The sequence below is a fragment of the Staphylococcus sp. MSU001 genome, from assembly GCF_052976705.1.
In genome coordinates this window covers 25,258-39,632 of sequence record NZ_JBRIKK010000014.1, presented here as the reverse complement: position 1 = coordinate 39,632, position 14,375 = coordinate 25,258, and the positions used below count along the sequence as shown (strand labels likewise).

The 14,375-nt window shown below is 32.3% G+C and carries 9 protein-coding genes and 1 other RNA gene; all 10 read right to left on the bottom strand.

Annotated elements, in window-relative coordinates; translation table 11 throughout:
• Positions 1-132: 132 nt before the first annotated feature.
• Complete coding sequence (locus ACVBFA_RS07820; RefSeq protein WP_002475155.1) at positions 133-909, bottom strand: tRNA threonylcarbamoyladenosine dehydratase; 777 nt, start codon at positions 907-909, stop codon at positions 133-135.
• Positions 910-998: 89 nt separating this feature from the next.
• A non-coding RNA gene (gene ssrS, locus ACVBFA_RS07815) (6S RNA) lies at positions 999-1,189 on the bottom strand.
• A gap of 332 nt (positions 1,190-1,521) precedes the next feature.
• Positions 1,522-3,288, bottom strand: a complete 1,767-nt coding sequence (aspS, locus tag ACVBFA_RS07810) for an aspartate--tRNA ligase (RefSeq protein ID WP_002446612.1) — start codon at positions 3,286-3,288, stop codon at positions 1,522-1,524.
• A gap of 2 nt (positions 3,289-3,290) precedes the next feature.
• Entirely contained in the window at positions 3,291-4,565 is a 1,275-nt protein-coding gene (gene hisS, locus ACVBFA_RS07805; RefSeq protein WP_002487453.1) for a histidine--tRNA ligase, read from the bottom strand.
• Positions 4,566-4,936: 371 nt separating this feature from the next.
• Positions 4,937-5,812, bottom strand: coding sequence for an N-acetylmuramoyl-L-alanine amidase (locus tag ACVBFA_RS07800; protein WP_002496746.1), 876 nt, complete (start codon positions 5,810-5,812; stop codon positions 4,937-4,939).
• On the bottom strand, positions 5,809-6,261 hold the full coding sequence (gene dtd, locus ACVBFA_RS07795) for a D-aminoacyl-tRNA deacylase (protein ID WP_002487472.1): 453 nt from the start codon (positions 6,259-6,261) through the stop codon (positions 5,809-5,811). The genes ACVBFA_RS07800 and dtd overlap by 4 nt, the downstream gene beginning before the upstream one ends.
• A gap of 13 nt (positions 6,262-6,274) precedes the next feature.
• Positions 6,275-8,464 (bottom strand): RelA/SpoT family protein, encoded by a 2,190-nt coding sequence (locus ACVBFA_RS07790; RefSeq protein ID WP_447158808.1) that lies wholly within the window; start codon positions 8,462-8,464, stop codon positions 6,275-6,277.
• Positions 8,465-8,985: 521 nt separating this feature from the next.
• Complete coding sequence (locus ACVBFA_RS07785; protein ID WP_001832698.1) at positions 8,986-9,504, bottom strand: adenine phosphoribosyltransferase; 519 nt, start codon at positions 9,502-9,504, stop codon at positions 8,986-8,988.
• 18 nt (positions 9,505-9,522) lie between these two features.
• Positions 9,523-11,796, bottom strand: a complete 2,274-nt coding sequence (gene recJ / locus ACVBFA_RS07780) for a single-stranded-DNA-specific exonuclease RecJ (protein ID WP_126122758.1) — start codon at positions 11,794-11,796, stop codon at positions 9,523-9,525.
• A gap of 235 nt (positions 11,797-12,031) precedes the next feature.
• Positions 12,032-14,323: a protein translocase subunit SecDF gene (gene secDF / locus ACVBFA_RS07775; protein WP_002487438.1), complete on the bottom strand. Its 2,292-nt coding sequence runs from the start codon at positions 14,321-14,323 to the stop codon at positions 12,032-12,034.
• Positions 14,324-14,375: the final 52 nt, after the last annotated feature.

Below are 14,375 nucleotides of genomic sequence, written 5' to 3'. Positions count from 1 at the left end.
AGTTGCAAAAAACCTGGGACAATAGTGATGTCCCAGGTTTTTACAATGAGTTATTGTAGATTTATTTAAACTATGAATCAAATTTTACAAAAAATAGAAGATAGTATTTTTCTTGCAATGAGATAGATGACTTTAATTTAGTCCTTTATCTTTAATTCGCCTTACAGGTATATCTTTTAAAATATCATTGACAACGTAGCTTGCACAAATAAGGCCTACTACACTTGGAACAAATGCATTAGAAGATGGAGGCATTTGCCCTTTTCTATTGATTGCATTTTTATCTCCTACTGTTTCTTTTACGTCCTCGCGTATAACAATAGGACTTTCATCAGAAAATACTACTTTAACACCCTTACGAATACCAAGACGTTTCAAACGATTTCTAATTACTTTAGCCATAGGATCAGTATGTGTCTTTGAAATATCTGCAATTTCAAAACGTGTCGGATCAGTCTTATTTGCTGCACCCATACTTGAAATTAACTCAATTCCTCTTTCTAAACACTCTTTCATGAGATGAACTTTATAAATGATTGTATCGCTCGCATCAATAAAATAATCAATATCATAATTATTAAAAATATCTTTGTATGTTTCCTCAGTATAAAACATATGCAAAGAAGTAACTTTACAATCAGGATTTATTAATTTGATTCTTTCTTCCATTAGCGTGACTTTACTTTGACCAATAGTTGATGTCAGTGCATGGATTTGCCTGTTCACATTTGTAATATCGACATCATCTTTATCTATAAGTATGATGTGCCCAATATTAGTCCGAGCTAATGCTTCAGCTGCAAATGACCCGACGCCGCCAACGCCTAAAACTGCAACAGTCTTATTTTTTAGTAAGTCCAGCCCTTCTTGTCCTATTGCTAATTCGTTCCTTGAAAATTGATGTTTCATCTTTAGCTCCTTTAATTCCAATTCATTATATCTATGCCTCTTTATAATTATTTACACAAAAATACGCAAGACAAAAGTCTTGCGTACCGATAGAGTCCGTTGATGCCGTAGTTATAAATAGCTTGATCATTCGGCCTGCTATATACAGGTGGGTGCCCTGTTTCTCGTTTTGCAAGTCCTCCTATAGAGGCGTGTGCGCTGCGAGAAAACCTATTGGGCTCCCTGATCAAAGAGTGTTAGGCCCAAATAAAAAGCAAACTTACGAACACCACAGATGACTATCTTATGAAATTATCATACCACAATTTAAAAAGAGAAGTAAATTTTAAAGACTTATCATTTAGCTCAAATGTGTATTAAATTTTCATGAATTCTAAACTAGTTCCAAAATTAGAATATAATATCTGATTAATTATCTTACTCATCGTTGTTTTACATTCATTTCTTACGATTGACCTCTCTGTGCCAATCTCTTAAGAACCATTAAATTAAGGCCCTAGTCCCAACTTGCTTTGTCTGTTGAATTTCTTTGTGAAATTCTCTTTGTTGGGGCCCTAGTCCCAACTTGCTTTGTCCGTTGAATTTCTTTGTGAAATTCTCTTTGTTCGGACCCTAGTGTCTGATTCTTAGTGAGAGTTCTTGGAGTTGTTTATCAGATACTTCTCCTGGAGCGTCAGTTAAAAGACACGTAGCTGATGCTGTTTTAGGGAATGCAATTGTATCTCTTAAGTTTGTTCTATTTGTTAATAACATCACAAGTCTATCTAGACCTAACGCAATACCACCATGAGGTGGAGCACCGTATTTAAAGGCATCTAATAAGAAACCAAATTGTTCTTGAGCTTGTTCATTAGTAAATCCTAAAACTTCAAACATTTTTTGTTGCAATTCACCATCGTGTATTCTTATAGAACCACCACCAAGTTCATAACCATTTAGAACAATATCATAAGCGTTAGCTTGTACATTTTCAGGTTCTGTGTCTAGCTTTTCGATATCTTCTCTTTTAGGTGAAGTAAATGGATGATGTGCAGCTACATAACGTTTTGCATCTTCATCATACTCTAATAACGGCCAATCAGTTACCCATAAGAAATTTAATTTTGATTCATCAATTAAACCTAATTCTTTTGCTAATTTAATTCTTAAAGCCCCTAAACTTTGAGCAACAACATTAGGTTTATCAGCTACAAACATTACTAAATCTCCAGGTTTAGCTTCTGTTAATTGTTTAAGTGTTTCAACATTAGCATCTTCGAAAAATCTAGCAATTGGGCCACTTAAACCATCATCAACAACTTTAACCCAAGCTAATCCTTTTGCACCATATATATTTACAAACTCTGTTAATGCATCCATGTCTTTACGTGTATATTTATCTGCAGCGTCTTTTGCGACAATTGCTTTAATTTCGCCGTTGTTGTCTACAGTATCTTTAAAAACTTTAAAATTCATTTCTTTACCAAGCTGTGACACATTGATAAGTTCCATACCGAAACGAGTGTCAGGTTTATCTGAACCATAACGATCCATAGCCTCTGCATATGTCATACGTGGGAAAGGCCCACTAACGTCTATTCCTTTTACATCTTTAACAACTTTACGTAACATATCTTCACCCATGGCTATGATATCTTCTTGATCGACAAAACTCATTTCAATATCAACTTGAGTGAATTCTGGTTGGCGATCTGCACGTAAGTCTTCATCGCGGAAACATTTAACAATTTGATAATATTTGTCAAAACCACTTATCATTAATAGTTGTTTAAATAATTGTGGTGATTGTGGCAACGCGTAAAATTCACCCTCGTGTACACGGGAAGGTACTAAATAATCTCGCGCACCCTCAGGTGTTGATTTTGTTAATACTGGTGTTTCAATATCGAAGAACCCATTATTATCTAAGTATTGACGGATAGAACGCGTAGTTTGATGTCTCATTTTAAAAGTTTGTGCTAATTCTTGTCTACGCAAATCTAAATATCTATATTTTAATCGAATATTTTCATCAACGTTTACATTTTCTTCATTAATTGAAAATGGAGGTGTTTCTGATTTGTTAATAATCTCAATATTTGAAACTTGAACCTCAACTTGGCCTGTTTTGATTTTTGGATTAATAGTTTCAGCATCACGTTTTGTTACTACACCTTGAACTTCGACTACATATTCTGAGCGTACTGTTTCAGCAACTTGCAATGCTTCTTCTGAAAAGTCAGGATTAAAAACTATTTGGACAATACCTTCACGATCTCTTAAATCAACAAAAATTAATCCACCTAAATCGCGTCTGTTATGAACCCAACCTTTTAATGTTACTTTTTCGTTTAAAAATTCTTCTGTGACTAAACCACAATACGTTGTTCTTTTATTCATTTTTAGACTTCCTTTCTATTTTTAAAATAGTTAATTAATTCATCTAATTGCACATTTTCTGTTTCACCTGAAATCATGTTTTTCACACCAATTTCATTATTTTCAAGTTCTTGATCTCCAATTACTACAGTATATTTAGCATTAAGACGATCAGCTTGTTTCATTTGTCCTTTAATTTTTCTGTTTAGATAATCCTTATCTACCCTTATTCCATTTCTTCTTAAATCATTGATTAACTTAACAGCATAACGATCGGCATCTTCTCCCATTGTCACAACAAATAAATCAAAATCTTCACTTACATCTAATGAAATACCTTCTTCATCAAGTGCCATTAATAATCTTTCAATACTTAGTGCAAATCCAATACCTGTTTCATCTGGACCATCTAATAATTGTAACAATCCATTATATCGACCGCCACCACATAATGTAGTGATAGCTCCATCGTATTCTGGATTATCAATCATTAATTCAAAGGCAGTATGAGTATAATAATCTAATCCACGAACTAAGTTAGGATCTTCAACATAAGATATGTTCAAATTATCAAGATGTAATTTAACTTGTTCATAATAAGATTTAGAATCATTATTGAGATAATCTGTGATACGGGGTGCATTTTTTACTGCTTCTTTATCTCTATCGATTTTACAATCTAAAATTCTCATAGGATTAGTGTGTAATCTTGATTGACAATCTGAACAAAATGTATCAATTACAGGTTCAAAATGTTTTACTAATGCTTCGTTATATTCTTTACGTGACTCACTATCTCCAATACTATTGATAACTAACTTTAAGTGTTTTAATCCGAAAGACTCATAAATATGCATAACCATAGCGAGTATTTCAGCATCAATACTAGGGTTTTCCGCTCCTATTGCTTCGACACCAAATTGGTTAAATTGGCGATATCTTCCTTTTTGTTTACGTTCATATCTAAACATAGGACCATTGTAGTAAAGTTTGATAGGTTGATTGGGGTCACCTTGCATTTTATGTTCAATATATGAACGTACAACGGCTGCAGTTCCTTCAGGACGTAATGTTAAACTACGATCCCCTTTATCTTTAAATGTATACATTTCCTTTTGAACAACGTCAGTAGAATCCCCCACGCCTCTTGCAAAAAGTTCAGTACTTTCAAAAATTGGCGTTCTTATTTCTTTATAATTATACAATTCCATTAATGTGTGTAATCGATTTTCAATGTAACGCCATTTAGCAGAATCTTGCGGCAAGATATCTTGAGTACCTCTTGGCATCTTAATCATAAAACTCTCTCCTTTATTATTAAAAAAGATCAAAATAGTCTTTTATTTTCATATGGGTTGTAAAAAATTAAAAAGCCCCTTGTATAGTGCAAAACTATACAAGGGACGATTCACCGTGTTGCCACCCTATTTGATTATACTGATAAAAGCATAATCCACTCTAAACGCTTAACGTGCGCCATCCGACTTTTAATTAAAAGTACCTCTTCTTGCGTTCAAATTTTTAAATTACTAAGTACAATCTTACAGCCAAGGATTGTATTTCTACGCATTAAATGCTACCTACTTCATTTAAAATTTCAAGAATCATATCGGTTTTATTTATAAAGTTCAACAATAATAATAACGATTTTTAGAATAATTTGCAAGGTCTAGGATGAGAAATATTGTTTTAGACCATCAACAATAGCTTGTTCAACCACCTGTCTATGTAATTGATCATTAATCATAGATTCGTCAGTAGGGTTACTTATATAGCCTAACTCTAACAGTACTGCTGGTATATCTGTCTGTCTCAACACTTGATAATTTTGTTGTCTAGAACCTCGATTTGTCAATAATGCCTTCTTTTGAATTGCAGAATTTAAAGTTTGTGCAAGTGATTCTTGCTTGTCTTTAAACCAATAAACAGTTACTCCATTGGCATTTGAAGAATCAAGCGCATCATTATGTATACTAATAAATGCGTCACCCTTTATATTTCTATCATCCAGGGACACATATTTATCATTGGAACGAGTCATTTTTACATGAGCACCTTCCTTGTTTAATAACTTTTTCAATTCTTTAGCAGTTTTAAGCGTGTAATTTTTTTCGAGACTTTTAGATGGCGTACTACTTGAGGCACCCTGGTCACTTCCACCGTGACCAGGGTCAAGTACAATTGTTTTTCCTTTTAGAGGGTTTGACGAAAGTGATTGATCAGCAGGAATGTTCAAATTCGTGTGCCAACCAGCAACCCAGCCTTTCTCAGTGCCAGCGTGGTTTTGAACTTCAATCCATTTCCCTTTTCGATCTATTTTCTTAAAACTTTCGCCTTTTTCTATTTTATAAATAACAGGATAGGCAGCATTAGGTCCTGTTCTTAACTCAGCATTCTCAGTTATAGTAATTTGACCTGTATCTTCATCACTTAAATTAACAAACATAAAAAGTAATATTAAAAATATAATAAAAATTACAATTACTGCGAGCGTAAGTCGATTTTTTAGACCATGTTTAGTTAGCCATGAATCTATTTTCTTCATATTATTTTCCCATCCTGCGATTCATAAATCAATGTGACAGGTCCATCGTTATGAATTTCAACATTCATATGTGTTCCAAACTCACCTGTTTTGACACTTAAACCATAATTTTCTAATTCTTTATTAAATTTTTGATATAAGTCTTTAGCTTGTTCTGGAGGTTTAGAATTTGAGAATCCAGGTCTATTCCCCTTTTTAACATCAGCGTATATAGTAAATTGGGAAACTGAAAGAATTTCTCCTTCGACTTGTTGAATATTTAAATTCAATTTGTCATTTTCATCTTCAAAGAGACGTGCATGAGCAATCTTTCTTGCGATGACTTTTACATCCTCTTCGGTAGAACTTTGACCTACTCCTACAAGTAAACAATACCCTTTATTAATTTGGTTATCAATTGTATCATTCGTAACTCTAGCATTTTTAACTCTTTGTACAATTATCTTCATTTCTTTTGCACCTCTAGTTCCAAACTCTAGATACTGTATAAACGTCACCTAGTTGTTTAATTTTTTCAACGACACGGTACACATCATTGACATTTTTTACCATCACGCTAATATTAATTACAGCATTTTTATCAATGTCTGAACGCCCAGAAACTTTAATCAAGCTTCCAGCAGTAGAATTCACAGCTTGTAATACTTCGTTGAGCAAGCCATTTCTATCATATGCAGTAACCTCTAAATCGACTTGATATTGTTGTGTTGAATCTTTAGATTTTACCCACTCTACCGAAATCAATCGATCTGTTTCATTTTTTATATTTGGACAATCTGTACGATGAACTTTAATCCCGTGTCCTTTAGTGATATAACCAACAATATCATCACCTGGTATAGGATTACAACATTTTGATAACTTGATTAAGACGTTTTCTAATCCCTCAACGTATACACCACTGTCTGTGGTAATATCTTTTTTTATAGGTACAGATTTTGTAACTTCCTGCGCCTCATTTAATGCCTTTTGTTTATCTAATATTCTTTGTCGTTCAGTTAATTTATTGACGATTTGTATTGATGTAACACCACCGAATCCAACAGCTGCGTACAAATCTTCATCATTTGCAAAATGATATTTTTCATTAACGACTTCTAAATTTTTCTCAGTTAAAATATCCTCAACACGTAATCCTTGTTCTTTAATCTCCGCTTCTACCATAAATTTACCTTTTTCTATATTAGAAGAACGATCTTGTTTTTTAAAGAAACTTTTGATTTTACTTTTAGCACTAGAAGATTTTACAATTTTCAACCAGTCTCTACTTGGACCGTAAGAGTGTTTACTTGTACGAATCTCTATAATATCACCAGTTTGTAGAACATAATCTATAGGTACGATTTTACCATTAACCTTAGCCCCAATCATTTTATTTCCTACTTCACTGTGTATTGCATAAGCAAAATCAATTGGTACTGCACCATAAGGTAACTCTATAACATCACTAGCTGGTGTAAATGCATATACCTTATCGCTCTGTAAATCATATTTTAAGGATTCCATAAATTCTTGCGCATCTGCAGAAGTATGGTCAGTTTCAGCAAGTTCTTTTAACCAATTAAGCTTATTTTGAAAATCCTGTGTTTTTTGATTAACTGTCTTACCTTCTTTATAAGCCCAATGTGCAGCAACACCATGTTCAGCGATTTCATGCATTTCGTGTGTTCGAATTTGTATTTCTAAAGGGTCGCCATTGGGTCCAACTACAGTGGTATGTAGTGATTGATACATATTTTGTTTAGGCATAGCTATATAATCTTTAAAACGTCCAGGCATTGGTTTCCATAATGTATGAACTAAACCAAGCGTCGCATAACAATCGTTTATCGAATTAACTATAATACGTATAGCAAGCAAATCAAATATTTGATCAAATTGCTTTTTTTGTTTAATCATTTTGCGATATATACTGTAAATATGTTTTGGTCTACCGTTAATTTCGCCCGAAAGATTCATTTTAGTCATTTCGTTTTTAATTTTATTGATTGCATTTGTAATGTAAGCTTCGCGTTCACTACGTTTTTTCTTCATAAGATTAACGATGCGGAAATATTGGACACTGTCAATATATCTCAGCGCTGTATCTTCAAGTTCCCACTTTATCGTGTTGATTCCAAGTCGATGTGCTAGCGGAGCATAGATTTCTAAGGTTTCCTTAGAGATTCTTACCTGCTTCTCTCTTGGCATTGCCTTTAAAGTTCTCATATTATGAAGCCGATCTGCTAACTTCACTAAAATTACACGTACATCTTTAGCAATAGCAATAAATAGTTTACGATGGTTTTCTGCTTGTTGTTCTTCCTTAGAACGATACTTAACCTTTTTAAGTTTAGTTACCCCGTCTACGATTCGTGCAATTTCTTCATTAAACATATCTTTAACATCTTCAAATGTATAAGAAGTATCTTCAATCACATCATGTAGAAATCCAGCGACAATAGTGGGTCCGTCTAAACGCATCTCTGTTAAAATCCCTGCAACTTGAATAGGATGCATAATATATGGTAAGCCATTTTTTCTAAATTGACCCTTATGTGCCTCATAAGCTATATGATAACTTTTGAGAACATATTCATATTCACTTGTTGATAAATATGATTTAGCTTTATAAAGCACCTCATCCGCGCTATATGGATACTCGTTATTCACTTTAATGACACCCCACTCAATTCATTACTTTCGTTTAGTACTCATGTTGCAAAGATGTTTAACATACCACATGAAAGTACTTATTCATTGTTATTGTATTCATTTTACCATAAATCATTTATAGCTTAAGAAAGTAGAAAGGTTCTACATATATCAAATTATCATGTTCAACTATATAATTGAAACTCATTTATTAATTTTCTAAATAATAGTTTCATGATACTACAATATGACTTACAAATAAATAAATGATGTTAAACTTTAATCACACATTTAAATTTACATTTAAGTTGTCGGTTCCAATTAAAAAATTAAAACACATAATTTTATTTAATATCGATTTAAAACAATGTCCAATTATAAATAGAGATGAATACTTAGCTGATGTTCATAGCAGTTATAAAGTAAACTATAATAACATTGATAATCATTTTAATACACTAATACATTAAGCTTTTCAAAAAGATTAATGAGCCTGATATTATTTTTTCAGGCTCATAAAAATCTAAATTTTATTATTTTTATTCATCATATGAAATCAAACTCATCACATCATAATCTTTTATTTTATCAATTCCATTCAAATATTTAAGTTCAATAATAAACGCAATACCTACAACTATACCACCTAATTGTTCAACAAGTTTTATTGCAGCTTCAATTGTTCCACCTGTAGCTAGTAAATCATCAGTAATTAAAACTCGTTGTCCAGGTTTAATCGCATCTTTATGCATAGTTAATACGTTAGTTCCATATTCTAAATTATATTCATAACGAATAACTTCTCGAGGTAGTTTTCCTTCTTTACGTACTGGAGCAAAACCAATACCCATTGAGTAAGCAACTGGACACCCTATTATAAACCCTCTGGCTTCAGGACCAACTACTATATCTATATTTTTTTCTTTTGCATATTCAACAATTTGATCCGTAGCATAGCCATAAGCTTCACCATTATCCATTATAGTTGTTATATCCTTAAAGCTTACACCTGCTGAAGGCCAATCTTTTACTTCTGAAACATATTGTTTTAAATCCATTGTTTTTCCTCCTGAAAGCTATGTTAACTTTGATATTATCCATTCTTTTATATTTAAAAAATCATCATAGAGAAGGCGTTCTTCTACTTCAATACGTGCTTGTCTCATTTGGTAAATACGACTATTTTCTATATCTTGTTTATTTGGCGTCGGATTTATCTTAATCAATCCCTTTTCGTCGTAAATAAACTCCAATTCTTTAAAGACTTTAAGCATGAATGTTAATATTTCGGGCTTAATATTTAAGTACTCACAAAGCAGCATACCTTCTTTAATTAAGTCAGTTTCTTTTTTGTTTATTAAAGCTTTGTAACACTTTTTAAAAAGCGACTTGCTAGGGATACCTTCAAAATATATTGACTTATCATGCTGCAGAACTAAATATAGTTGAGAAATTTGTGAATGTTCTAAAGTTTGTTCAATTTCAACCATAGTATTAGGTAAGTCTCTAAACACTATTTTATCATAAGGTCTATCAATAGCCTCACCATAATGATAGTAATGTGAATTGCTTTTTTTGAGTTTCGGATGAATGACATAGGCAACATTTGATTCAGTTTCTTTAAATTGTATATTTTTACGTTTACTACGATAATCCAAAATTTGTAATTGGTCTATAGCAATATCTTTGATGATAAATTGAGGTGTTTGATTACCATTCCATTCATTAATTTGCAATGTTCCTATTATATGAATCGGTTGACCTGCTTCGAGTTCACTTGCTAAATGTCCATGATTCCAAAATAAAGCAGTTAAACCTGAATGACCAAGCGTTAACTTAAGATGTTTATTATCCTGTCCGATTCCTTTTGTTGACTTGACAATTAAATCTCTAACCATAAAAAGAGGACTATTAAAGTCCGTACCAAAAGGCCTTAATTGAAATATATCTTTAATATTTTTAATGTTAATTTCTGTTTCTTCAAGTTGCGCATCCACCTTTATTGAAGGCTCTAATGAAGTGGTAACTGTAAGTTCCTTCATCCACACATTTAGCTCTTTATGTAAACGTTCAATATTATCGATAGGCATCGTCATTCCTGCAGCCATGTGATGACCACCAAACTTATCAATTAACTGTTGATGATCATTTAACATATCAAACATGGAAACTTGTTCAATCGACCTCGCAGAACCCTTGGCATGATTTTGATTTTTATCAATATTTAAAATTAATGTTGGTAATGCATATGTTTCTACAATTTTAGATGCAACAATACCTAATACACCCTCATGCCAACCCTCTTTGGCAAGTAAAAGAAACAAATGTCCTTGTTTGATTTGTTCCTCTGCTAATATCAATGCTTCATCAGTAATTTTAGATACTATATCTTTACGTTCTTGATTAAAATGTTCAACTTGTTCAGCTAAAAATTCCGCCTCTTCAAATTCATCGGACAATAAAAGTTCAGCAGCTAATGATGCATCTTCTAGTCTACCAACAGCATTTAATCGAGGTCCAATAATAAAACCAATCGTTTCTTCTGTTATTTCATCATTAAAACCCGCTTGATTTAAGATAGCCTTTATGGACGATGGTGTATGACTGTTTAATATCTTTAATCCTTGCTTTACAATATATCTATTCTCATCTGTTAATGATACTAAATCTGCAATCGTACCTATGGCAGCTAATGCTATGAAATGTTGAGGTGGATGCTTTATCAATCCTTGGGCCAATTTATAAGCAACACCCGCACCACATAAATATTTAAAAGGATATTCAAAATTAGGATGCATCGGATGTACAATTGCAAAAGCATCAGGTAAAGTTTCTCCTATTTCATGATGATCTGTCACTATAACATCTACACCTAATTCTTGTATGGTACTTATTTCATGATGTCCTTGTATACCATTATCTACAGTTATTATTAAGGAGATCCCTTCGTCATAAGCATTTTTAAATGCTAATTCATTAGGTCCATATCCTTCTGTAAATCTATTGGGAATATACCACCCCACCTGAGCGCCAAGTAGACGTAAAGTAGACACTAGAATTGTAGTAGATGTAACACCATCTGCATCATAGTCACCATATACTAGTATTCGTTCATTATGATCGATAGCTAATTTAATGCGATCAATCGCTTTTTGCATATCACTTAATAACATATAATCATGACTAATGTTAGTGTCTTTAAATAGATTTTGAATCTCCTGATTATCCACAATATTTTTACTCTCTAATACCTTTTTTACTATGGGTGAAAGTTTAAATTGATCACTACTACTCTCACTTATAAAGGTGTCGGGTTGAGTTATATCCCAATTATATTTTGATTTAATCATTATAATCGTCCTCATTTCCACAGGTCATTATACCGAAATTTTAATGAAATAAAAAGTACTTGCATTTTTTAAAAGAATATAAAGTTACAATTCTTCACAAAACTTTTATCATTCAGTTTTTTCATTAACTGCTAACTTAATGATTAAACGCTAATACATGAAATCAAGCCAACCAAAGTAGATAATTCACCTTGGTTGGCTTGTAAACTTTTAAAATTATAAAAATGTGAAGAAGTTAAACTAAGATTTTTTCATCGTTAGATTTCTTCTCTTTGTGCACTATTAATTTATTATTTTTTGTCTTTTTAAACTGTCGTTTCTTAAACATGCCCCATAATGGTACAGCAATGAAAATTGATGAGAATACACCAGATAATAATCCAATTAGCAATGCTAAAGAGAAGTTAAATATTGTTGGTGCACCTAAAATTAAAATTGAAACTACCACTACAACTACAGTTAACACTGTATTAATAGAACGTGTCATAGTCTGTCTAATAGAGCGGTTGACTATATCATCAATTTGATCAGTATGCGTAATGACTTTAACTTTATGCAGATTTTCTCGAACACGGTCGAAAGTTACGATTGTATCATTGATTGAATAACCAACGATAGTTAATACTGCTGCAATAAACGTTAAATCTACTTCTATTCTAAACAAACTAAAGATTGCAATGATGATAAATACATCATGTAATAATGCAAGTACAGAAGATAGGCCCATACGCCATTCAAATCTTAGTGAAACATAGATAATAATACCTATAGAAGCAAGTATTAATGCAGTTACAGCATTTTTAGCAAGTTCTTGGCCAATGAGAGGTGAAACGGTATTAATTTGTGGATTATCTCCAAATTCAGATTTTACCTTAGCACTTAATTTATTGTCTTCCTCACGTGATAAATCTTTTTTAAACTGAACTGTGGCATTTTTATTTCCACTACCATTAATCTGTATTTGATCTGGTTCTAATCCAGCTGATTTTACAGTTTTCTCAACCTGTGCTTGTGTTATAGCATTTTTAGATTGAATATCTGCTCTTGTTCCGGATGAGAAATCAATACCTAAGTTTAATTTAAATATCGAAATGATAATCAATCCAATAATTACAATTAAAATACTAAGTGAAATAAGTGGCTTAGCTAATTTAACAAAGTTTAACTTTTCATATGATGTTTTTAAATCATGTACATCTTTACCTTCATTAATATCATGTCTATTCTTCTTCTTAACACCAAATAACCAGTATTGTTTTTTAAAGAAGTTTGAAGATACCAGTAATGATAACAACCCTCTTGATAAGAATACTGCGGTTACAAATATCATTAAGATACCTAAGAGTAACATCGTTGCGAAGCCTTTGACTGAACTTTCTCCAAAGAAGAAAAGCACAGCCGCAGCAATGACAGTTGTTAAATTGGAATCAAATATAGTTAAGAATGAACTTTTATTTGCTTTAGAATACGCTTGTTTAAGCGTGCGTCCAATTCTTAGTTCATCTTTAATACGTTCATACATAATGATATTGGCATCGACAGCCATACCTACACCTAAAACTAATGCCGCCAATCCAGGTAGAGTTAATACACCTGATATGAAATTGAATGCGACTAAAGTTAAATAAATATAAGTGGTTAGCGCAATGATTGCAACTAAACCAGGCAAACGATAGAAACCAAGCATAAATAAATAAATTAATGCTATACCTACAATTGATGCAAACATGGTCTTATCTAAAGCATCTTGACCAAATTGTGCACCAACAGAGTTAGAGTAAATTTCTTTTAAATCAACTGGTAATGAGCCGGCATTTAATAACTCAGCTATTTGTTTCGCTTCTTCAACACCTTTTTTACCATTGAAGCCACCTGAAATTTCAACACTACTAGAATTAATAGGTTGGTCTACACTCGCTGCAGATATAAATTTAGGCTTTTTACCTTCTTGTTGCTTTTTAGCTTCTTTCTTGTAACTATCGCCTTTTTCGAAATCTAACCAAACTACCATGACATTGTCACGTTTTTTAGAAATCTTTTCAGTTACTTTCTTAAATTTATCTTTACTTTTTACTTTAAATGTAACTGTTGGTTGATTAGTTTCTTGTTTGAATTCTTGTTTAGCAGAGCCTTGTTTAATGTCTGAACCAGACATTAAAACATGATCTTCAGCATCTCTAATTGTTAAATTAGCTTGTGTCGATAATAATTTACGCGCTTGTGCTTGATCCTTAATACCTGCTAATTGTACACGAATTCGATTAGGATCTTCGATTTGTATTTTCGGTTCTGATACACCTAGAACATTTACACGATTTTCTAATGTTTGAGATGTAGCCTGAAGTGCTTTTTTATCAATTTTATCTCCTTTATTTAAAGGATCTACTTGGAAGAGGACTTCAAAACCACCTTGCAAATCTAGACCTAAATTAACATTTTTAACTACATTCTTATACGTCATACCCATTCCAGTGAATAGTAGAGCTACGAGGAGTATGAATGCAATTATTCTACTCGTTTTCTTCACATGAACACCTCATTATTTACTTATGTATCTAGAATACTCGATGAATAAATTA